The 21,667-nt window shown below is 56.1% G+C and carries 25 protein-coding genes; 17 read left to right on the top strand and 8 right to left on the bottom strand.

From position 1 onward, the window contains the following. Positions 1 to 424 precede the first annotated feature (424 nt). From QP995_RS06800 to QP995_RS06780, 5 genes are all read right to left on the bottom strand, one after another. Positions 425 to 1,636 (bottom strand): DUF4032 domain-containing protein, encoded by a 1,212-nt coding sequence (locus QP995_RS06800; protein WP_172620277.1) that lies wholly within the window; start codon positions 1,634 to 1,636, stop codon positions 425 to 427. Positions 1,637 to 1,717: 81 nt separating this feature from the next. After that, the gene (locus tag QP995_RS06795; protein WP_284853047.1) at positions 1,718 to 2,854 is read right to left on the bottom strand and encodes an ABC transporter ATP-binding protein; all 1,137 of its coding nucleotides are present in this window, start codon (positions 2,852 to 2,854) and stop codon (positions 1,718 to 1,720) included. A 97-nt stretch (positions 2,855 to 2,951) separates the two neighbouring features. Further along, the gene (gene phoH2 / locus QP995_RS06790) at positions 2,952 to 4,226 is read right to left on the bottom strand and encodes an RNA 5'-3' helicase PhoH2 (RefSeq protein WP_042388806.1); all 1,275 of its coding nucleotides are present in this window, start codon (positions 4,224 to 4,226) and stop codon (positions 2,952 to 2,954) included. Positions 4,227 to 4,395: 169 nt separating this feature from the next. After that, the gene (locus QP995_RS06785; RefSeq protein ID WP_070566909.1) at positions 4,396 to 5,832 is read right to left on the bottom strand and encodes an FtsX-like permease family protein; all 1,437 of its coding nucleotides are present in this window, start codon (positions 5,830 to 5,832) and stop codon (positions 4,396 to 4,398) included. Beyond that, on the bottom strand, positions 5,829 to 6,545 hold the full coding sequence (locus QP995_RS06780) for an ABC transporter ATP-binding protein (protein WP_049192880.1): 717 nt from the start codon (positions 6,543 to 6,545) through the stop codon (positions 5,829 to 5,831). The genes QP995_RS06785 and QP995_RS06780 overlap by 4 nt, the downstream gene beginning before the upstream one ends. 126 nt (positions 6,546 to 6,671) lie before the next feature. On the opposite strand from QP995_RS06780, the gene QP995_RS06775 reads away from it, so the two are divergent. The 3 genes from QP995_RS06775 to exaC all read left to right on the top strand — a co-directional run bounded on the left by QP995_RS06775 (position 6,672) and on the right by exaC (position 9,803). Then, positions 6,672 to 7,451, top strand: coding sequence for a sensor histidine kinase (locus QP995_RS06775; RefSeq protein WP_080985577.1), 780 nt, complete (start codon positions 6,672 to 6,674; stop codon positions 7,449 to 7,451). After that, positions 7,448 to 8,161, top strand: coding sequence for a LuxR C-terminal-related transcriptional regulator (locus QP995_RS06770; protein ID WP_284853046.1), 714 nt, complete (start codon positions 7,448 to 7,450; stop codon positions 8,159 to 8,161). The genes QP995_RS06775 and QP995_RS06770 overlap by 4 nt, the downstream gene beginning before the upstream one ends. 121 nt (positions 8,162 to 8,282) lie before the next feature. Continuing rightward, entirely contained in the window at positions 8,283 to 9,803 is a 1,521-nt protein-coding gene (exaC, locus tag QP995_RS06765) for an acetaldehyde dehydrogenase ExaC (RefSeq protein ID WP_049170136.1), read from the top strand. Between the two features lie 184 nt (positions 9,804 to 9,987). Here the strand turns inward: exaC and QP995_RS06760 are convergent, their stop codons facing one another. Beyond that, the gene (locus tag QP995_RS06760; RefSeq protein WP_284853045.1) at positions 9,988 to 10,425 is read right to left on the bottom strand and encodes a hypothetical protein; all 438 of its coding nucleotides are present in this window, start codon (positions 10,423 to 10,425) and stop codon (positions 9,988 to 9,990) included. 412 nt (positions 10,426 to 10,837) lie between these two features. Between QP995_RS06760 and QP995_RS06755 the strand changes: the two genes are divergently transcribed. Further along, positions 10,838 to 11,191: a hypothetical protein gene (locus QP995_RS06755; protein WP_049189619.1), complete on the top strand. Its 354-nt coding sequence runs from the start codon at positions 10,838 to 10,840 to the stop codon at positions 11,189 to 11,191. 978 nt (positions 11,192 to 12,169) lie between these two features. Here QP995_RS06755 and QP995_RS06750 read toward each other — a convergent pair. Together QP995_RS06750 and QP995_RS06745 are read right to left on the bottom strand one after the other, a co-directional pair. Further along, positions 12,170 to 13,339 (bottom strand): tyrosine-type recombinase/integrase, encoded by a 1,170-nt coding sequence (locus QP995_RS06750; RefSeq protein ID WP_083324580.1) that lies wholly within the window; start codon positions 13,337 to 13,339, stop codon positions 12,170 to 12,172. 137 nt (positions 13,340 to 13,476) lie between these two features. Continuing rightward, positions 13,477 to 14,100 (bottom strand): helix-turn-helix domain-containing protein, encoded by a 624-nt coding sequence (locus QP995_RS06745; RefSeq protein WP_115598788.1) that lies wholly within the window; start codon positions 14,098 to 14,100, stop codon positions 13,477 to 13,479. Between the two features lie 145 nt (positions 14,101 to 14,245). On the opposite strand from QP995_RS06745, the gene QP995_RS06740 reads away from it, so the two are divergent. The 13 genes from QP995_RS06740 to QP995_RS06685 all read left to right on the top strand — a co-directional run bounded on the left by QP995_RS06740 (position 14,246) and on the right by QP995_RS06685 (position 21,666). After that, positions 14,246 to 14,434: a helix-turn-helix transcriptional regulator gene (locus QP995_RS06740; protein ID WP_070827293.1), complete on the top strand. Its 189-nt coding sequence runs from the start codon at positions 14,246 to 14,248 to the stop codon at positions 14,432 to 14,434. Between the two features lie 14 nt (positions 14,435 to 14,448). After that, complete coding sequence (locus QP995_RS06735; protein ID WP_070827295.1) at positions 14,449 to 15,012, top strand: hypothetical protein; 564 nt, start codon at positions 14,449 to 14,451, stop codon at positions 15,010 to 15,012. Between the two features lie 9 nt (positions 15,013 to 15,021). Beyond that, on the top strand, positions 15,022 to 15,216 hold the full coding sequence (locus QP995_RS06730) for a hypothetical protein (protein WP_070827296.1): 195 nt from the start codon (positions 15,022 to 15,024) through the stop codon (positions 15,214 to 15,216). Between the two features lie 12 nt (positions 15,217 to 15,228). Then, positions 15,229 to 15,696 carry a hypothetical protein gene (locus tag QP995_RS06725; protein ID WP_070827298.1) on the top strand — a complete coding sequence of 156 codons (468 nt, stop codon included), beginning with the start codon at positions 15,229 to 15,231 and terminating at the stop codon, positions 15,694 to 15,696. Between the two features lie 89 nt (positions 15,697 to 15,785). Beyond that, complete coding sequence (locus tag QP995_RS06720) at positions 15,786 to 16,118, top strand: hypothetical protein (RefSeq protein WP_070827300.1); 333 nt, start codon at positions 15,786 to 15,788, stop codon at positions 16,116 to 16,118. Next, the gene (locus QP995_RS06715; protein ID WP_256380924.1) at positions 16,115 to 16,246 is read left to right on the top strand and encodes a hypothetical protein; all 132 of its coding nucleotides are present in this window, start codon (positions 16,115 to 16,117) and stop codon (positions 16,244 to 16,246) included. Before QP995_RS06720 ends, QP995_RS06715 begins: the two co-directional genes overlap by 4 nt. A gap of 210 nt (positions 16,247 to 16,456) precedes the next feature. After that, positions 16,457 to 17,215 (top strand): bifunctional DNA primase/polymerase, encoded by a 759-nt coding sequence (locus QP995_RS06710; protein ID WP_070841111.1) that lies wholly within the window; start codon positions 16,457 to 16,459, stop codon positions 17,213 to 17,215. Next, a complete protein-coding gene (locus QP995_RS06705; RefSeq protein WP_070827304.1) occupies positions 17,212 to 18,711 on the top strand; it encodes a DNA primase family protein in 1,500 nt (499 codons plus the stop codon). The genes QP995_RS06710 and QP995_RS06705 overlap by 4 nt, the downstream gene beginning before the upstream one ends. Positions 18,712 to 18,869: 158 nt before the next feature. Next, the gene (locus QP995_RS06700; protein WP_284853044.1) at positions 18,870 to 19,079 is read left to right on the top strand and encodes a hypothetical protein; all 210 of its coding nucleotides are present in this window, start codon (positions 18,870 to 18,872) and stop codon (positions 19,077 to 19,079) included. Beyond that, positions 19,072 to 19,368 (top strand): WhiB family transcriptional regulator, encoded by a 297-nt coding sequence (locus tag QP995_RS10870; protein WP_168168148.1) that lies wholly within the window; start codon positions 19,072 to 19,074, stop codon positions 19,366 to 19,368. The genes QP995_RS06700 and QP995_RS10870 overlap by 8 nt, the downstream gene beginning before the upstream one ends. After that, positions 19,365 to 19,733, top strand: coding sequence for a helix-turn-helix domain-containing protein (locus QP995_RS06695; protein WP_070827308.1), 369 nt, complete (start codon positions 19,365 to 19,367; stop codon positions 19,731 to 19,733). Before QP995_RS10870 ends, QP995_RS06695 begins: the two co-directional genes overlap by 4 nt. Beyond that, complete coding sequence (locus tag QP995_RS06690; RefSeq protein ID WP_070827310.1) at positions 19,733 to 20,746, top strand: hypothetical protein; 1,014 nt, start codon at positions 19,733 to 19,735, stop codon at positions 20,744 to 20,746. The genes QP995_RS06695 and QP995_RS06690 overlap by 1 nt, the downstream gene beginning before the upstream one ends. A 506-nt stretch (positions 20,747 to 21,252) precedes the next feature. Next, complete coding sequence (locus QP995_RS06685; RefSeq protein WP_083324582.1) at positions 21,253 to 21,666, top strand: hypothetical protein; 414 nt, start codon at positions 21,253 to 21,255, stop codon at positions 21,664 to 21,666. Position 21,667: the final 1 nt, after the last annotated feature.

The following is a 21,667-nucleotide window of genomic DNA, read 5'->3' as shown; positions in this document are numbered from 1 at the left end:
GACGAATATTTGCCAGCAGCCGTGGCCTAATTGGATTATCCCGCCCTGCGGCTAGAAGTAGCCTTTCATGCGAACTTCGACGCCACCCACGCGGGTATTCGGTCTCACCAAAATCTTACTTGACCAAAACCAATTTAGGTTGGCCTTCAGCCAGCTGTGAACAAATGCAAAGGAGAAAAATAGCAAAAGCTCTCGAAAGCACACCTAGAATTTGAGCTGTTTTCGAGCTGTTTTCGCTGAACAGAGCCGCCTACCGGCACCAAAGTAAGCACCTGGCCGCGACAATCACACGCAGACCCGACAACCACCCGACCACCAAAAGCACCCCTGTTTGGCGTGAATGTATATTTTTATAATATCCTGGCGAGTCGTTTACTTGTCACTTTTGAAATAATCGTACGCTCGACAGTCTGCTTCTAGAGAGCTACTCGACCTCATCGCTCGCCGGAAGATATACGGACTCGTCGCGATGCCCGGGCAACACTCGGTCTACGTAGCTCTGCACCGCTTCTTGAAGCGGCACATCCGCACGGCGTTTTTCTGCCATGTACCAGCGATGCTCCAAGACCTCGTGGAAAACCTGCGCATCCTGCAGCCTTCCACGCAGCCCCTCGGGCACAGCCAGGATTGTGGCCTCGAAAACTTCACGCAGCCATCGGTGCGCAACCTGCTCTAGCGGAACCCCTTCAAGACCTTCCGCCAACCGAAAGGTCTGCATACTATTGAGCATCCGCCTCGCTTGCCGTTCTTGAACATCCAACCCCGTCAGTCGCATTAACTGCCTATGGTGATGCCCTGCGTCAACCACTCGTGGTCGGAACACAACGCGGCCACCATCACTGGTGACTTTCAGCTCGCCAACATCGAAACCGAGGTCGTTGAGCCTGCGAATCCGCTCATCGACAAGCCAAGGCTCCTCAACACCAATAGATTCTTCCCCCGTCAGCTCTTGCCACAGGTCCTCATAACGCTCAATAATGCGCCTACCCACCGCAATTACGTCCAACTCAGGATCGAGGAATCCGCCGGCCTGCAGATCCATGAGCTCTCCGATGATGTTGGTATGGGCAACGTCAACGTCGTAAAGCCTGCGGGAATCTGAGAGTGTGCCTTGCAAATCTCCCGTTTCCGCGTCGACAAGGTAGGCGGAGAAAGCGTCTGCGTCACGACGAAACAACGTGTTCGACAGCGACACGTCGCCCCAGTAAAAACCAAGGAGATGTAACCGAACTAGCAGGACTACCAGCGAGTCAATCAGGCGGACCACAGTTTCGCGGGTGACCTGTTGAGAAAAAACTGCACGATACGGCAGCGAATACTCGAGATGTTCTGTGACGAGTGCCGCAGTTAACGGTTCGCCATCTGGATCCTTGCGGCCAGTAATGACCGCGAGCGGGCGAACCGATGGAGCACCGAGCCTGACCAGGTCACGCAGCATTCGATACTCATGATGAGCAGTGAACTCACCAATTTCTTTCACTGCAATGACGCGGTCATCCAAGTTGACGAATCGAACAATGTGCCGCGAAATTCCCTGAGGTAGGGCGGCCAACAAATCGTCTGGCCACTGTTCCAGAGGTATATGCCAAGGAAGGCGCAAAAGCTTTGAAGCCACCGTTGTCGCGGCTATTTTCATAGTTTCCGACACGGTGGCTCCTAAAACTGTCTTACTGTCCCACTGCCCTACCAGCTACTCATTTCATCTAAACGAAAGAGTTTAGGCCGGAAGGCGCATACCAGTCGACTTCGAGAACAGGTGCAGCATGCCCGGACGAATCTTGCCGTAAACTACCGAGCCCAACTTCGGCGCGGTGCGCGGGGCGGTACGAATAACCACCTGACCGTGTTCCTCTTCGTCCGGGTTAGAGGAAGATCCGGAGCTCAGTGCTCCGCCACCGACGAGGTCTCCATACATGAATGCATCGGAGCCCAATTCCTCGACCAAGTTAACCTGCACCGGAATGACGTCATCGCCCGGCCCCTCGACCAGGTCGAATGCCTCCGGACGGAAGCCCACGATAATCTGGTTCTGATCCTCCGGCACGATTGCAGCAAGTGTGGCTTCCGGCAGCTTAATCTTGGCCTCACCCAACGTGGCGTAACCATTAGAGACGTTGAACGTGCCCAGGTTCATCGCAGGCGAGCCAATGAAGCCCGCGACGAATTCGTTTGCCGGGGTTTCGTAGAGTTCCCGCGGGGTACCGACCTGCTGCAGAACACCGAAGTTAATGACCGCGATGCGGTCGCCCATGGTCAGCGCCTCAGTCTGGTCGTGGGTGACATACATGGTGGTCACACCCATCCGACGCTGCATGGCCGCAATCTGAGTACGGGTTTGAACACGCAGCTTCGCGTCCAGGTTCGACAACGGCTCGTCCATCAGGAACACCTGCGGCTTGCGCACAATCGCACGCCCCATTGCCACACGCTGACGCTGACCACCGGATAGAGCCTTAGGCTTACGATCCAGGAACTGAGTTAGATCCAGGGTCTTCGCAGCTTCTTCGACACGACGGTCAATCTCGTCCTTGTCCACACCAGCAATCTTGAGCGCGAAGCCCATGTTCTCGCGCACCGTCATATGCGGGTACAGGGCGTAGTTCTGGAAGACCATCGCAATATCGCGATCCTTGGGCGAGACATTGGTCACATCACGATCTCCAATGAAAATCTTGCCCTCATTGACCTCTTCCAGACCGGCAAGCATGCGCAGTGTTGTGGACTTACCACAACCGGAGGGGCCCACCAGAACCAGGAACTCGCCATCGGCAATTTCCAAGTTGAACTTGTCCACAGAAGGCTTCGTCGCACCAGGGTAAATGCGAGTGGCATCAACAAAAGTCACAGTAGCCATGTGAATACAAACCTTTCATCGGCAGGTACGTGCCGAACGATCCGAGTGAAAGTAACCGCAGGAACAGCTCCTACGTATCTGCCTCACAAGCTTACTCTTAATCGAGTAGTCCCGTAACGAGCTCCGCAATCTTCGAGCGCTCCGAGCGCTTCAGCGTGATGTGTGCAAAAAGCTCGTTGCCCTTGAGTTTTTCAATCACCGCCTGCACGCCGTCATGGCGGCCGACGCGCAGGTTGTCACGCTGCGCCACATCGTGCGTAAGGATGACTCGGGAATTGCTACCAAGACGCGACAGCACCGTCAGCAGTACGTTGCGCTCCAGCGACTGTGCCTCATCGACAATCACGAAGCTGTCATGCAGGCTACGACCGCGAATGTGTGTCAGTGGCAGTACCTCCAGCATGTCGCGCGAGGCAATCTCATCCATCACGTTGTCTGAAACCAATCCCTCCAGGGTGTCGTAAACAGCCTGCGCCCACGGGTTCATCTTTTCGTCCTCACTACCTGGCAGGTAGCCAAGGTTCTGACCACCTACCGCGTAGAGCGGACGGAACACCACAATCCGGCGATGCAGTCCGCGCTCCAGCACCGACTCCAGTCCCGCGCACAGCGCAAGCGCCGACTTACCCGTACCGGCTCGGCCGCCGAGGGACACAATCCCCACCGAGTCATCCAACAGCAGGTCAAGCGCCACACGCTGCTCCGCCGACCGCCCCTTCAGGCCAAACGCCTCCGTATCGCCCCGCACAAGCTTGACGACGCCCGGGGCGCTCACCCGTGCCAGCGCAGACTGGCTACCAGCGCTGAGCTGCACGCCGCAGTGCAGCGGCTGATCCTGGATCTGCTCGAGCTCAAGGAACCCATTGGCGAAGAGACGATCAATTTCCTCCGGGTCGACGTCTACTTCCACCATTCCCGAGTACCCAGTCAGAACGACGTCCTGGGCGCGGTAATCGTCGGCAGGCAAGCCGACCGCACCAGCCTTGACGCGAAGCGGAATGTCCTTGGTGACCAGCACGACATCATGTCCATCGTGCTGAAGATTAAGGGCGCAAGCGAGAATGCGGTGATCGTTTTCGGCGGTGCGGAAGCCTGCGGGAAGGATGGAGGGATCGGAGTGGTTGAGCTCAATATGCATAAACCCGCCAAGATCATTGGCGGGCACAGGCCGGTCCAGGTGGCCGTAGCGGTAACGCAGCTCTTCGAGGAAACGGAGCGCTTCTCGGGCGAACCACCCCAGCTCTGGGTGGTGGCGCTTGGCCTCCAACTCACTCACCACGACCAGCGGAAGCACAACTTGGTGCTCATCGAACTTCTTGGTGGCGTGGGGATCGGACAGCAGGACCGAGGTATCAAGCACGTAGGTACGCATGCCCTCAGGCTAAAAGTCAGAGGTAGAAATTACGTGGTTGTGAGATGAATGCTTGGTTATCAGATGAACCACAGTTGGTTACAGGCTCTAATCCTCAAGTTGAACCCTAAGGAACTGGCCGAGCACCGAGCACCACTGCCCGGCCACTCCACTGCCCTTTTAATGGCGACTAGTCGTTATGGCGAATCTGTCGACCCAGCAACTTGTGGCGAAGCGGATCAACCGCCAAGGTCACAGCGCCAACTGATACAACTCCCACGAGGTACGCCAGCGCAACAACAAGTGAGCGTTGACCAAACGTGATTTCGTTCGCAATCGGGCCGAACATGGTGGCTCCCAACAGCGCACCCATAACAAAGCCGAAGATGCTGGTCGCAAGCATGGGAAAGAATGTCTGCTTGAAAGTGACCGTGCGGTGGAAGCTGATTGGCGTCCCGATGAAGTCCAGCGCCTTTGTCAGCGATGCCTCTTCATAGACGGCTGAGGCCTGAGTCAAAAGCGTTGACACCAGCAACAGAATGAAACCGATTACGAAAGTGATAGTCACACCGGTTGCAATATCGTGCGCGAATGTGACATCTGCAACCTCTTCAATCTTGTCTTCGCCAGGCACCATCATTGTGTAGCCAAGCAGCAGAGACAGGAAGGCCATGGAACTTACTCGACGCCACGATTCCTTAGCGTTAGTCGCGACTCGTCGCGTCGCCACAAAATCACTTGAAGTACCGAAGAAGCTGGAGATGCGGGCAACAAGCTGGATAAAGAAAGGCGCCACCAGGCCAATTGCCCAGACCATCAGGTACATCATCGCTGCGACACCAAGCGTGGCAGTGACGGTTCCACCCGCGATATTGGAGTTGGCAATCACGTATAGGACGATCGCACCGATAACAACGGCCACAATCATGCGCCAAGCCTTCATCGACTTGGGCACTTCCTTGCGGCTAACGCCGAGTGGTGAAATCATCACCCTTCGCAAACCGACCACAGCGGCAAAGAGTGCGAGGAGCACCACGGCAACCCAGACCAGCGGGTAGCCCCACCAGGGCAGCAACATGTCCCAGGTATCCAGGTAGTCATTGTCGAACTTGATTATCGCCCAGAATGGCGCAGTGGCCACCGACAACAACGTGCCCACGACAAGCCCTACAGCTGCCAATACGAGGGTTTCGATAATCACCATGCGCGTAACTGCCCCGTTAGACAGACCAATCAAGCGCAGAGTTGCCAATCGCTGCTCACGTCCTGCAGCGCCAAGCACCGCCGACTGTGCCACGAGCGAAACCATTGCCGGAATCACAAAAACACAGGCCACGAGTGCCAGCTGCAGGTACATCTCGCCCTGACCTTGATTCATGTAATCCTCGGGTGTTGGGTTCGGCGGCAGCTTTGGCTCAGCCTGCCAACGGCGGTAAAACATCGCCGTGCCACCGACGACGACCAACGCCAACCAGGTACTCACGGTCATGGCCACCACGGACAATGCGGACAGCCAGCCGTTTCCCGAATGGGATTCACGCCCGGCGCGCTGCAGCCGCGTGCTCAAGTCCGCTAGTGCGCCGGTAGGAATTCTCTGGGGTTTTGTTGCTTCAGTTACGGTGCTCACTTTGTAACCTCCGCTCCTGCCAGCATGCGGTCGTCGTGAATCAGGCCATCGCGGATCTCCACACGTCGACGACACCAGTCGGCCACCTTCACATCGTGCGTGACCATCACCAATGTCGTGCCAGTCTGCTCCACCAACGCGGTGAGCTGCTGCATGACCTCATGGCCTGTGGACTGGTCCAGCGCGCCAGTCGGCTCATCGGCGAAGATGACACCTGGCTCGCCGGCCATCGCGCGGGCAATTGCCACACGTTGTGCTTGACCGCCGGACATCTGTCCTGGGCGACGGCGCGTGAGGTCCTTGAGCCCCAGGCGGTTGAGGACATCGTCGGCAAGCGCGAGTGACTTCGAGCGCTTCTTGCCCTGCAGAATCATTGGCAGAGCAACGTTTTCCCTGGCAGTCAGCTCGGGAAGGAGCTGGCCATCTTGGAAAACGAAGCCGAAGTCGTGCAGGCGGAGGGCGGAGCGGTCGGCGTCAGAAAGCGAATTGATCTTTGTGTCACCGAAGATGACGTCGCCGTCGTCCGGCAGCAACACGCCGGACATGCAGTGCAGCAGCGTGGACTTACCAGAACCTGACGGTCCCATGACTGCAACGGTTTCGCCGGGCTCAATGGTCAGCGAAATGCCGGTGAGAACGGGAGCGGAATTGTAGGACTTAGTGATGTCACGAATACAAAGTCGTGCGTTTCTTGGGCTGTTGTTGTCTGTCATGGCACTCATTTCACTCGCACGGAGGCGATTTCAACACCGTGCCCACTTTCCTTTTGCGGTAGTGCTAGGTCTACTATGCCGGAAATTAATTCCTCCGCAGACAGAGCTTTCGTACCATAGGAAACTATGGAGCTGAAGGATTATTTCCGCAAATATATCGGCGCGAACCGCCGCGAAAAAGCGCATAAACGCAGCTACGAGGAATCCGCCGCCGCTCGCATCGCCGAACTTACCGCTTCACGACGAACAATTGCCGAAGCCTTCGAGATTGAACGTCGCCGCATTGAAAATGACCTCCACGACGGAGCTCAGCAATACATTGTTGCGGCTTCAATGAAATTGGGACTTGCAGAATTGGAAGCATCCAATACTGACAATGAGGAACTAATGCAGCTTCTCGCGGAAACTCGCGGCCATTTGGATGATGGATTACGTGCTTTGCGGCGAACAGTCCACGGAATTCACCCGCAGGTGTTGCGCGATCGCGGTCTGCAAGCGGCTGTTGAAGAGATTGCTGAAGGATACGGCCCTCACGTTGTTGTGCACACTCCCTATCCCCTGCCTGAATTGGAAGAAAGTGTGCTCGCCGCGGCGTATTTTTTCTGTGCAGAAGTGCTGACTAATGCGGCGAAATATGCACCGAACGCTCCTGTTTCTGTGCTGCTCACCTCGGATCAAACACTGAATATTTCAATTACGGACCAAGGCCCTGGCGGCGCAAAATTGGGGCGCGGTTTGCGGGGTATGAAAGAGCGTCTAGCCACTTTCGACGGTGCGATGACCATGCACTCTCCCGAAGGTGGGCCAACGCAGGTAATAGCCAGAATTCCTTTGATGTTGAACCGCTGGGAATCAGGTATTGGAGAAATGGAAAACGTGGAAATGAAAGGTGCGGAGAAGAAATGAAAATTGTCATTGCGGATGACTCGGCACTCCTGCGGGAGGGGGTCGCGGGGCTCGTCGAAAAGCGTGGACATGAAGTGATTGCGATGGTCGACACTGCCCACGGCCTGGTGGCGGACATCGATGACCGTTTTGATGACACGGGCGAGCTGCCAGATTTAGTGATAACCGATGTGCGCATGCCTCCAAAGATGAGCGATGACGGCCTGCGGGCGGCGGTCGAGTTGCGCGAGCGTTATCCGCAGCTGAATGTGATGGTGCTGTCGCAGTATGTGGCGCCGGCGTATGCGCGCGAGTTGTTCTCGTCGAGCGGTGCTGGAGGTAGTGCTGGGGTTGGCTCGAGTGGCAGCAGCTCGAGTGGCGGGACCGGGTATCTGCTCAAAGACCGCGTTGGCCAGGTGTTGGACTTCTTGGGCTCGCTCGAAGTCGTCGCCGGTGGTGGCGTGGTGATTGACCCTGATGTGGCGACGGCATTGATGCAGTCCGGCAAATCGGGGCTAGCCAGTTTAACGGCGCGCGAACGCGAAGTGCTCGAGCTGATGGCACGCGGCAAGTCCAATAAGCAGATTGCCGATGACCTCGTGCTTTCCGGGGCGGCGGTGGCGAAACACGTGTCCAACATCTTTATGAAGCTGCATCTGGAGCCCGGCGAGGAAAACCGCCGTGTGCGGGCAATTTTGGAATTTCTCACGGCGACGTCGGGGCAGATTTAGGGTCGGCAGCAATCGCATCTCTCGCAAAAGCGATGAAAAAATAAGTGTTGATTATGACACGAGTCACAATTTAAAGTTGGCTCATACGTTTGTTGTTTCCCTATAGAAAGGACGTGTCTACATGACTGTTTACGCCAACCCCGGCACCCCCGATGCAATCTTCACGTACAAGGAGCAGTACGAAAATTTCATCGATGGTAAGTGGACACCTCCAGTAGACGGGCAATACATGGACAACTCCACCCCGGTTACGGGCGAGGTTTTCTGCCGGGTTCCGCGGTCTAACGAGAAAGACATTGAGCTCGCTCTCGACGCCGCGCACAAGGCGAAGGACTCCTGGGCCTCGGTTCCTGCGGCCGAGCGGGCGCTGATCCTCCACCGCATCGCGGACCGTCTGGAGGAAAACCTTGAGAAGATTGCCGTCGCCGAGACCTGGGAGAACGGCAAGGCCATTCGCGAGACCCTCGCCGCTGACATCCCGCTCGCAATCGACCACTTCCGCTACTTCGCCGGGGCCACCCGCACGCAGGAGGGGCGCATCTCACAGATTGACGACAACACGGTCGCCTACCACTTCCACGAGCCACTCGGCGTCGTCGGCCAGATTATCCCGTGGAACTTCCCCCTCCTGATGGCCGCATGGAAGATCGCCCCGGCCCTCGCCGCCGGCAACTGCATCGTGCTCAAGCCAGCAGAGCAGACCCCCGCGTCGATTCTCATGCTCACCGAGATTATCGCCGATTTGCTTCCGGACGGCGTTCTCAACATCGTCAATGGCCTCGGCACCGAGGCCGGTGCTGCGCTGACCGCAAGCGACCGGATCTCCAAAATTGCGTTCACCGGATCGACTGCCGTGGGCCAGCTAATCAACAAGGCAGTGTCCGACAAGATTATTCCGATCACGCTGGAGCTCGGCGGCAAGTCCCCGTCCATCTTCTTCCCCGACGTCATGGACGCCGACGATGCGTTCCGCGAGAAGTGCATTGAGGGCCTGGCCATGTTCGCGTTGAACCAGGGCGAGGTCTGCACCTGCCCGTCGCGAGCCCTGGTCCACGAAGACATCGCTGATGAGTTCCTGAAGCTCGCGGTCGAGCGCGTTAAGCAGATTAAGACCGGCAACCCGCTGGATACGTCGGTACAGATGGGCGCCCAGGCCTCCCAGGAGCAGCTGGACAAAATCTCCGGCTACTTGGAGTCCGGGCCGAAGGAGGGCGCGGAGGTTCTCACCGGCGGCAACGTCGCCAAGCTCGAAGGGCTGGAGGGAGGCTACTACGTCGAGCCGACAATCTTTAGGGGCAACAACTCGATGCGTTTCTTCCGCGAGGAGATTTTCGGCCCGGTCCTGGCCGTGACAACCTTCAAGACTCTGGATGAGGCTCTCGAGATTGCCAACGACACTATCTACGGTCTTGGCGCCGGCGTGTGGAGCCGCAACCAGAATAACGCCTACCGCGCTGCCCGCGGCATCCAGGCTGGCCGTGTGTGGGTGAATAACTACCACAGCTACCCTGCTCACGCAGCCTTCGGCGGTTACAAGCAGTCCGGTATCGGCCGCGAGAATCACTTGATGATGCTCGAGCACTACCAGGAGACCAAGTGCATGCTCGTCTCTTACGACGAGAACCCGACTGGCCTGTTCTAAGAATCCGCCCACTTGGGGCTAGGCGGTTTGTCGATTCCGATTCACGTCCGATGAAGGTGTCGACAACTGCCTCTGCCCCCCGAAAAAACGCCCTCCGCACCCGGCAGGTTGCAATGGTCGGCCTTAACCGGACGCACCAGGCGCTGGCGACTCCAAATTTAGAGGCCTAGCTCACGGCCGCCAGCTAGGTCTCTCTTTCTTTCTTCGCTTTCCGGCGCCACCTACGCATCCGATTAATCGCGGCACTGGCGGCCCATCCGCCAAGAAATAGTAGCGGGATGTAGAAGAACACGACATAGGCGACGGCTAGGCCGTCCTGGCCATCGGGCGGCGTGGTGAGAAATAGGAATGCCAGATCGCCAAGCGCGGCAATTCCTGCGCCGGTAGCTGCTGCGACAATGCTCCGCGCGCTGGCCATCCCCCGAGCCAACGACCCATCACCGGCGAAAACGGCTATTGCTCCGACCAGCATTACTGAGACCAGCATGGACACAATCCACGACGCAATTCCTTCGTCGTAGGCGAGGTTGGGCTCCGGCAAGATGAGCCCACCTAAAACGCTCCACGCGACCGCGGCGAAAAAGGACGCCAGCAAGGGGCGGGTTATATTGTCGAGCCTCATGCGTCCCAGGTTACGTGAGAGAACCTGCAGCGTGACCGACTCTCTCCCCCTCCAACGGAGAATCGAGTTACGCTCACAGGCGCAAAACCCTCCGAGCATAGAGTGGGTTAAGTAGCAAAACTGACAACCCGAAAATTTACGGGCTGCAAATGTGAAACTGTGCGAGCTTATGACACTTTCAAGCCATTTTTCGGGCCATTTTTGTCATAAACGCAGTCAGTAACTCAGATCGACCCAACGTCACCAGTCATAAACGTGGTCAGTAACTCGCATTGGGACTAAATGGAAAAGGTGCCCACCGACGACACACCGACCAGACACGCTTTTCTTTACTTACCCCCATATTTCGGTTCACGAAGATACCTACGCGCTGGAGAAGCTGGCCGAGGTCAAGTCAGCGTGCAACCTCACCATGATTCTGACTCCTGGTAACCACGATCAGATTCACCCCAAGTTCCAGCCTGCGGTGCAGATGGAATGGATGGGCGCCTACCAGAACGTCTTTGACCTCATCAGCCTGAATCTCCAGATTAAACAGGGCAAGAAGGCCTATCTCGTCAACCACTACCCCGCGCTGATGGATCGGACCGCGTCCAAGAATGCCGTCCGCTGGGCTCCGCACGCTAATCGTTGGACCGGCATCGTTCACGGTCACACGCATTCGTCCGTGACGCTCATGCCTGGCCACGTCAACGTCGCGCCCGAAGCCCACGACCTGCAGATTATCCACAGTTCGACACTCTGGGACCTCCTAGATCAGGTCTAACCTTTAGCTTTACGACGGTCCCCGCGCCCCAGCCCAACCGCGCCACCTGCGGCTTCGGCTGGGGAACTCATAGCGCCCACGTCTCTATGTACTCAGGTACTGGCTAGCTCGGGCAGCTTTGTGCCCCCCAAAAAAAGTGCTCCATCGCCTCCTATGCGCCTGTCCATTTATGGCTTAACTGTCCGCCTATGGCCCAAAAGTGACCTGTTGCGCCAATGTGTACATATGGTCGCGTATACAGAGCCAAACGTTACTGTCGAGCCATACGTCATCTTCGAGCCATACGTGGCGTGCTGCCGCGATGCCGTGATGGCTCCTCTTCACTTGTCATTGCGCTATTGGGATTCTAGAACCCCCGCATAAGTGGCGAGTAAGTGGCAAGCTTTCGGCTCCAGCGCTCTGGCCCAAGACTCCAGCGACTTGTGGCCAAGGTATTCACCTATCGATGCGCTGGAGCGTGGCCATAAGTGAATACCTCATCGACATGTGAGAGACCCAGCCAATACCGTGCGCATAAGTGCCGAAAAACCATCGACAAGTCACCGACACCATCGACAAGACCCCGAAACTTGGCCATAAGTGGCGGAATAGAAAATAGACCGCTCACTCCCACGGCCCAACCCCTCAATAACCAGCCGGGGCGCGTCGGGGAAAGACACGAATTTTGTCCTTTGGCCCGAATATTTAATGATTGTTTTAGTGGATTAACACTGCGAATAAAAAACCAGGCCAGAGAAAAACTCCCTGACCTGGCCTAATTGCTCCTCCAGCTGGACTCGAACCAGCAACCCTTCGATGCTAAACGTCCCTATTTTCAGTTATGTTTAACATCAATCATCGTCAAAACTGCAGGTAGAACGTTCAACTACTTTTAGCCAGCGTCTTAAAAATCATTGATTTTGATTATTTTCTGTCTGTTTTTTGTCTCCGTAATCCAGCGTTACACCTCATCAAGGACGCAAGACACCGCCACGAATATCACTTCGAGCCACCCAGATAATCATCAACAACCTCTGGAGCACCTAGGTAATACTGCTGGGTTACCTGGTTAGTTGAGTGACCAAGATGCAACTGTGCCGCGTCGACGCCATGCCGGTCACGGATGTACGAGCCAATAGTCGAACGGAAATTCTTTGGCACAATGTCACGCTTCAGTTCCTCACGTAAGCGCACTGTGGCATCACGCAGATCACGGTTGAGATTATTGGCCGTCCGATAAGTTCCACTCCGAGACGGAAACAATGGCTCTCCCCAAAACTGCACCAGCTCATGATCCAACTGCTCCTGAATCGCATCGGCAGCATCTTGAGTGATGCTGATAACCCTATGCGAAAAACGGCTAGTCTCATTCTTCAAAACTTTGGTTCGACTGCCGTCTGACGTTGATTGTCCACACACCGTTATTCTGCGATTCTTCGGATCAACATCCTGGATACGTAGACCTAGCGCTTCAGATGTTCGCAGTCCAGAACCGGCGATAATCCGAATGACCTTATCCGCCCCGCCACCGCGCCCTCTCCTGCCAGCTGGTTTCTTGGCATCTTTCGGCTGGTCAACATTGAAGCCAGCACACCACCGCTTCACAGCAGCGATATAGGCCTTCTGTTCATCCCCTGTGAGAACTTCAACTTCCGTGACCTCACCTTTCGGCAGGACGATAGCCCGCCACGGAGTTATTTCCAGGACGCCAATTCGCACCGCGTAGTCCAGCGCGCTCGATAGCACCGCCCGGCAGGTCGGAGCGATGCCTGGCGCCTTCTCGTTAATGAACACCTGCAGAACCTGGGGGTTGAGCTCATTCAGCCGGAGCTCGCCAATGGCCGGAATGATGTGGTTATCCATGGTGGTCGCGTAGATTCGTTTCGACCGTTCGGAAACATCGTGCTGTTCCAACCATGTTGTAAGGAGGTCTTTCAGCTTTGATTCCGGCCGGAGTGTTCCCGCCGTGAATGTTCCCAGCCGCTCCTTGCATCGTTCTTCCAGGAGGTTGCTGACCTTACCTTTGCCGGTTGACGTTGCGCGAACGGTTACTGTCCGTCCGCTGTGAAGGCGTAGCCGAGTGAAGGCTTTCCACTTGCCAGGTGATTCTTGCCAGATGTCGACCTTGCCGTGTGTGCCAGGTGGGGTAGCTGGTCTACCTCTCCCCATGAGTGTTATCTCCCCTAGAGATTAAAGTTAGTAAGAACCGGTTCTTGTGGTTCCTAGAGGTCACGATAGGTTTTTGTACGGTTCATATGAACCAAGGAACCAGCGGAACCGTTGCTGTCGACGCTGACGCCCATGGCCTAATTCGAGCCGCCGCCCATGAGTTTTAGAGCTTCAGCCGAAAAAGAGTGCCAGGAATAATGCACAAAGACAGCGTTATTGTCCGTATAGAGGTCCATTGCCGCTTCCTCGATTGGCTGAACGGTTTCCAGCAGATCTAGCACCCGCTCAACATGGTTATTAGGCAGAGAAATTCTTCCATTCGGAAGCTTGAGCCCGGTCATCCCCGCTGGAGGGGCTTCTGCGATTAGGTGATTCGCTTCTGCAAAAGCGACTACAGCTTCTTCAAGATCATGCACAGCCTCCGCCAGCTGCGGGATGGTTGAACTTAGCGTATGAAGATTCTCCTCAAGGTGCTGCTCGGTTTCTTTTAGGCGCGCAGCTGCTTGGACTATCGGGTGTTGTCCGGTCATATCGACGAGCATTAGGTTACTCACCTCGACGTCAAACACCTGGCTTAGGGCAAAAAGCTCCGATGCCCTTATTGGCCGTTTTGCATCTTCCGCGCGTCTGATTGCCGTTTCGGAAAATTCTGCACCGTGAATAGCCGCCCTTTCTGCTAGTTCTTTTCGACTCATTCCACGCGATTCGCGCAGATAGAGAAGGTTTCTAGCAAGAGTCCTATCAACCGAGTTTGAAGACATGTGACAAACACCACACCCTAGTTTGTCAATATTGACTTGTCACTTCTATCGTCATCATGTCAATATTGACTTGTTAGCAATGAACACCACTGTTCGTTTGTTTCTGTTAATTGCTAACAAGACTACCACCTAGGAGAGCCAAGTTATGACCTCTACAGTCACAGTTCCTACCGCCGCCGCGTTACTCGGCATGTCGCAGTCAAGTGTCTACCGCGCAATCCGAGACGGAAACTTCCCAACACCAGCGCATCAGATTGGCGGCCGCTACATCATCCCCGCCCGCCCACTCCTGGACTTCCTCGGACTGGACGAACTACCGGCCGACGCCGCATAAACAGGAGAAAACCGATGCCACTAACATACGAAGGACTTGCCAAGGACATTGCGGACGCAACCGGCGCCGCACTAGAACCAGTCCGCCACCTCACCCACCTGGCAATCAGCCGCAAAGACTCCGAAGTCGACGGCCAGCCAATCAACCCCACCAACATCAGCCGGGATGACTACTACAACATCCGTAGTTCCCTGGTCGACGTCATAGACCTGCGAATGATTAACGGGGAAATTCCCGACAAGGACAGTGCCCCGCAGCCCGACAGCATCCTGTCGACCGTCAACACGTCTTCACACCGAATTACCGGAACACACTCGGTTAAGCACTCGAAGCCGCTTGTGGTCGAAACCGGCTCAAACCGGACATTGCAGGAACTCGTCGACGGAACCGTGAATTTCTGGAATCACGCCAATGGATCACGTCGTGACTTCACGGTCGAAAGTGTGGACACCGACCCGACTGGAGAGGTTCGGGTGATTATCCAGGGAACCGTTTCCGAGATAACTCCCTACGGTTCCGAACCTCTGGAAACAACCTTGACCTTGATCGCCACACCACGTTTTCCCAAGGCAGCTTAAGGAGAAGCCATGTCACATCAGCCCGATTTACAGGAACTTGCACAGTTTCAGCGTGATTGTGGATACACCCTTGGGCTTGCGGTTCTGAAGGCCGCCGAAGCTGGTCTAAACCCCAACTCTGACGAAAAGGTGGCCGGAGCCCTTCTTGATTTCCGTGTCGCCTATGCCGAATTCCTAGCTGCAGCCGAGCAGCGCGACAACTAAGGAGCCAACACAATGAAGAAGCTTGTGGACATTTCCCTGACCCATCAGTTCTCGCACTTCACCGAGTACGACTTCGCCGTTTACCGATACGAGGTAAACATCGAGGGGCAAGCCTGCGGGTTCACTGACCGCGCCATGGCTGAAGACTTTGTTCATTTCATGCGCTGCAAGAACCTCACGGCTGAAGAGTTCGCCAAAAAGGACATTGCAGAGTGGCTAAATGACTACAACACCACCCTTCCAAAGGCGCCGCTCTCACGTGACGATATCCAGGCACTGAAGGAGGTTGCCGAAGCCATGACAAGTTTTGGGGCAAGCACCTACGCGTACCCGGAACATTGGGACGTGGTTAACGCTTCTAGCTTCAATCAGGACTATCCGCTGCGTAGCCGAGTTCTTAGCGCAATTAGCGCTGTAGATCCAGTGTGGGAGGATCTGGAGTTTTTCATTCAGCAGGCCGAAGCCGCCTTGGAAGGGTAGGCATAAGAAAAGCGCCCTACAGTACCGGATCTGCAAGGCGCCGTTCTCATTCCGAAGCCAGGACGCATCAGAACTAGGAGTCTTAACCGATGCAAAACCAGAATACCACAAAATTCGAACACAATTCCGAGCAACGCGCGGATGTTAAATCGAAAAGGCCACGCCGCCGAGCTGCTCACAGCATCGTCCGCCGGACCGAGGCAGGCGACCACGCCGCATGTGGCCACTTCATTGCCCGCCAGTGGGTAACTCCCGTGAAGGTTGATAGCAACGGCGTACCGCTGTCCGTCGAGTACTACCCTTGCCCAGCTTGCCGGGACATGAAGCAACTCGAAAAAGAGATGAAAGGCCACTGGCCGAAGTTCCTCATTCCGGCAGATATGGCGCTCGACATGGCCGACCGTTGGGAGGTCAAAAAGTGACCTCCATTATTTGCGACCAGCTGCTCGAGCAGGCCGACAAGGAACTCGTCTTCGACATGACAGACCTCCTGGAGCGCCTAGATTGCAGCGATTTTCCACACCACCGCCCTACCCCAATAGCGGCCTAAAACGCAGGTGTGACAAAAGTCCGTGACGAAACATCACGGCATCCCGGAACGGTTCATTGACGGAGTTCGATTCTCCGACCGGGAGCGGAAACCCCACAAGGAGTTTTCCAACTATGGCTGGCTGAACAATTTAATACCCGAGCTCGCTTGGAGAAAGCAAGGAAACAGTGTGACGCAATTGGAGATTTTCGATACTAGGAGGATTGCGTTTTGTCACAGCAATACGCAGATGCCGCGACGTGGGCTAGTTGGGGATTTGAAGTATTTCCCCTCAAAGGAAAAGCACCACTAACCCGCCACGGACACAAGGACGCCACCGCCGACCAATCACAGATTGAATCATGGTGGACACGCTGGCCAAGCGCCAACATTGGAGCCCGACCCGCCGCAAACGTTGTCGTGCTCGACATCGACCCCCGCCACGGTGGTGATACAACATGGCGCAACCTCAACCGAGGTAAGAGCCTGCCGAAGACTTTTATCACACGCACCGGATCGGGTGGCCTGCACGTGTGGTTCCAACTGCCACATAAGTCCGCCGTGAACAAAACCGCCGGAGAAGGCATCGACATAAAAACCAGGAGGGGCTACCTGGTTATGCCAGGCAGTATCCACCCGAAAACTGGCCGCGAATACGTGGTGCAAGAGTTCCAACTTCCAGAGAATCTTCCGGTACTGCCGGCGCATCTACACCGCGCAGTTTTCCGGCCACCGGCACGACCGGCACGCATACCAACACCATTAATCGACAAGGAAGGACGAGCAGCTGAACTAATCCAGGACGTAGCAAACGCCGCGCCAGGAACCCGCAATGATGCACTGAACAGATCCGCATTTATTGCATTCCGGCGCGGTTTGAACATTGACGAAGAATTAGCTTCGGCCGCCGCGTGCGCTGGCCTGCCGGAGCCGGAGATCATGCGGACGATTAATAGCGCCCGCCGAGCTGCCGGGGAGGTCGCAGCATGACCAACACTTTCAACTCCATGAATGTTGTGGAACGAATCAAGGAAGGACTGCTCGAAGAGCCGGAGAACTGGAATGTCTACCCGGCACCAACGCAGCCTATGAGCGTGGCACGAAGCCTTATCTTTGATTGCTTCACGGCACCAGGAGAACAGCCGCTTCTTGTGTACTGGCGTGGCGCATTCTGGCGCTACACCGGCACCTGCTGGCAGGAGTACACCAACAAACTAGGAGTCCGCCGACCGGTCTATGAACGACTGGAGCAGTGCATCTACATCAACGGCAAGGGACTACCGGCTCACTGGTCACCAAACCGCGCGAAGGTCACAGATGTTCTCGAACCGCTGGCAATTCTGACCGAGCGAGACGATACTGCTACCCCACCGTTCCGCATGGAAGGAACCAGGAACACTCCAGAAACCTCCATGATCGCTACGGAAAACGGGTTGCTGAATCTCGAGACCAAACAGCTCGAAGACCACGACCCGAGCCTGTTCACCACATGGTCACTGCCATTCGCCTACGACAAGAACGCAGAATGTCCCCGCTGGACGAAGTTCCTAAACGAAGTTCTTGGTCACGACCCTGCAGGCATCGAAGCACTTCAGCAGTACGCCGGTGTCCTGGTCACAGGTGACACGACGCGCCACAAGCTCCTTGCGCTCATCGGCGCTAAGCGCGGCGGCAAGGGCACGATCTCCTACATGCTCCAGCAGCTCGTCGGAACAGACAATGTTGCCACCACGACGCTGCGCGACCTGGCAAGCGATTTTGGGCTGTCCTCACTCATCGGCAAGTCCGTCACCGTGCTGGAGGACGCGCGCGGGAACGCGAAGGTTAACAGCATGGCCACCGAGCGACTCCTGAACCTAGTCGCAAACGACACTGTTTCGGTCAACCGGAAAAACCGGGACTACTGGACCGGCCGACTAAACACTCGTCTTGTGCTGGTCTCCAATGAGGTGCCACGTCTGCCGGACTCCAGTGGCGCCATTCAAACCAGGTTCCTGACTATCAAGATGATTCGCACCTTCAAGCCGGACGAGCAAGATCCGCATCTAAAGGACAAGCTCACGGCCGAGCTGCCGGGAATCTTCAACTGGGCTCTGGCCGGTTACGAGCAGCTTCAGAAACAGGGCACGTTCACCGAACCGGCAAGTGGCGCCGACTTTGAGACCACCTTCAGCGAGCTGTCGAACCCGCTGCAGGTGTTCGTCGACGAGGGCAATTGCTTTGAGGTCACCGGCAAGGCGTCCGACTTCATGGAGATGTCGAAGGTTCTGAAGCACTACCATACGTGGGCTGAAGCTGAAGGCCGCGCAAGCAAGAACCGTGAGTCCCTGGCGCAAGATCTCACCGCCGCCTACCCGGAAATTCAATACAAGAACACCAATCTGGATGAGAACGGGAATTACGACAAGGACGCTCCACGCCGCCGCTACCTCGTTGGGGTTAAACCTATCAATGATTTTCGGCAGTTCGTGAAGACGGCCGCCTAGAAACTGAAAAACAGTGCTTTTCGGGAACCGCGAACCATTTGTGAACCGGTACGGAACCGACCAAAAACCTTATGACCAGCGCGAACTACGGGAACCGGTTCCTGAGCACTTTAACTCGCCACAGATATTCACACGCTAAAGATAGGAATCTTCTAACAATGAGCCAATTCCGAGTCACCGCTCACCGCGTCAATGGCGAGCGTCTGCAGGTGCTCGTCAAGCCAGACCTTAAGCGCCCCGGCAACATTTTCATTCAGTTCCTGGGAGCCAAGACCGCCATATCAGTCCCCCCCCCGGCCAATGCCGTGAAACTCACGAACGGGATCGCGGACATTCTCGAAGAGCGGGGAGATACCAACTGTGAATAAGTTCCCGTCCGCCAAACAGCTCCCCAAAAGACTCCTGCCTATCCGTGACGCATCACTAGCCGGAGCCGCATGCGCTGGATACTCACCATTGTTCGACAGCGACGTCAACGGCGAATCGAAGGAGCAGCGCGAAGCCCGCCACCACCAAGCCCGCTCAATCTGCCGTCAATGCCCTGTCCTCACAGAATGCACAACCACGGCAGGAACACTCCCCAAAGACCACCGGCAAGGAATCTGGGCAGGAATGTGGATTGACGAACCTACACGCCACAAGGGGACGGCAGCATGAAACTAACCAGTGGTGTCATTCTCTCTGACCCCGCCGAACTCAGAGCCGCCTACGAACTCCTGCAGCACGGCAAGCACACGATGCGCCGCAACGGATACCGACTAACCCCCACCCATGACCAGATCATCTCCGACATCGGAGCCCTGGCCTTAGCCGGACACACGGACGTCCGACCACAAGCACCTTTGCGACACTACCCACGAGTAGTCACAGACCCAATCAGCACCCGGCAAGCAGCCCAACTACTCGGAGTATCAACACGGCAAGCACGACGCCTAGCCAAGGATACCGGGGCTATCAAGCGAGCCGGGGTGTGGGTCTGGAGCAAGCAACAACTTCTCAACTACATGGAAAGGAAGCACTAATGCAGCCAATGGAGATAAGGCGATTCGTTACCGCCGCCCACAACGCCGGAGCCACCGACACCACCCTCGAGCCGCTAACCCGGCTCCTTGACCGCATCCAGGCACTGAAGAGCACCCTGGCCGAGACCTACAACCTCCCCACGGCCGCCACTGACCTTCTTACCTCTAACCGTGCCCTCGACCTCCAGACACTCACCAAAGAAGCTGAAGCCTACAACAAGCACCAAGGCGTCATCAGCTACATGGAAGACGGCCTGCGACAGACCGAGCAAGCCGTCTACCAGGTCGCAACCGAATGGAAGAACGACGGTGGCGTCGACCAAGCACTCGCTGACGTGCAAGCCCACTGGCACCACTACAACAACGTAGCGCAGCAGGTGGCCGACAAGTGGGGCACCGCCGACCCTGATCCTTCAACAGTCGCAGCAGTAGCAACACCAAAGGAGCTGAAGACTTACCAAGAGTTCGTCGAAGGCAAAGAACTGAAGAAGACGATTGACCTATTCCTAGGAGAGATCACACCAAAGCAAGGCATCTTCGGAATGGACTTCTTCACAGTGATTGGAACAATCAACAACGAAGACCAAGAACGACAAGACGGAAAAACGAACAAGCGAACGGACTTCTTTTGGCGTGAAGACGGAGAACTTGGAGACACACAGCACGCACGACGCACGCTGAACCAGATCCGAGCAGCCCGTGAAGCCCACAAGTTCATTGACGGCCTAGTCTTCAATCATGGCCGACTCAAGTACAAGCCCACCTACCTGATCGCCACCGCCCACAAGGACACCACCGACTTCGACCGAGACGGCCTACCCCTAGACAAGACCCACCTCGAGACCCACAACGGCCTACTAGACCGCCTAGGCATCCCCGCCGACTGGAATGTCCTGAAAACCCAAATCACCCGCGATATCACACGACCTTCAGAAAACCCTCCACTAATCCGAGTCGGCAACCTGAAGCCATTCACCATGTGGGAAATCAAGAAGCGACTCGAAGACAACTAAGCCCCCCCCCCCTGAAGCCCCAGCACCACTAACCCGCTGGGGCACCACCACAAGACCCGCGCCAGGACAAACCAACCCAGCATGGAACAGCATCCACGGACAAACATCCGACAAAGCAGACCCTGGGAGCTATCCCCCACCCCACGGCCAGCCGAAGCCCCCCAAGGCGTAGGCGCTAGGGCTGGGTACGAATTCCACGTTTCGGGTTGTTGTGGTGGTTTTGGGTGTTTGTGTGGTGTTGTGGTGGGTGTTTGGGGGTTGGTTGGGGTGTTTTGGTGGGTTGGGGAGTTTGTCTTGTCTGTGGTGACCGTTCTTTCTTTACCCTCTATTTCTGCTGGTCACACTATTAAGTCGTGACATTTTAGGGTAAGATTAGAGGCATGAAGGTGATATGCGAGCAGTGTGGACAGGAGTTTGATGCCACTAATCGCCGTGGCATCACGCCGAGGTTCTGCTCGGCTACCTGTAGGCAGCGAGCTCATCGAGCTAGGAAAGCTCGGCAACCATTGAGTGAGTTTCGCAGTGAGCGCCGCTGGGTTCGGGCTGAGGGCAAGCGACCAATCATGCCGTGTGGATCTCCCGCGTCTTCCACTAATCCCGGAACCTGGTCGACGTTTGCTGAAGTTCAGGCGTCAACGGCTGGAGACGGCTTTGGAGTCATGCTTGGTAGCGGTCTCGGATGTATCGACATTGACAATTGCTTCGACGGGGACGTCGTGGCGCCGTGGGCAAGCGATTACGTCAACGCTATGACGGAGCCGATTCTGTTCGTTGAACGGTCGGTTAGTGGCCGTGGTCTTCATGTCTTTTTCCGCCCCGTGGCCGAGTCTGCCGGTACTCGACGCGCTGGCATTGAGCGTTACACGCGCCAGAGATTTATCAGAACAACTTTTGACAGCTTCACAATGAAGGACAGGTGAT

The sequence above is a fragment of the Corynebacterium sp. MSK032 genome (genome assembly GCF_030232065.1).
Taxonomy (GTDB): Bacteria; Actinomycetota; Actinomycetes; order Mycobacteriales; family Mycobacteriaceae; genus Corynebacterium; species Corynebacterium jeikeium_D.
Note: the sequence above shows the minus strand (reverse complement) of the source record. Positions and strands in the feature narration are given on the sequence as shown.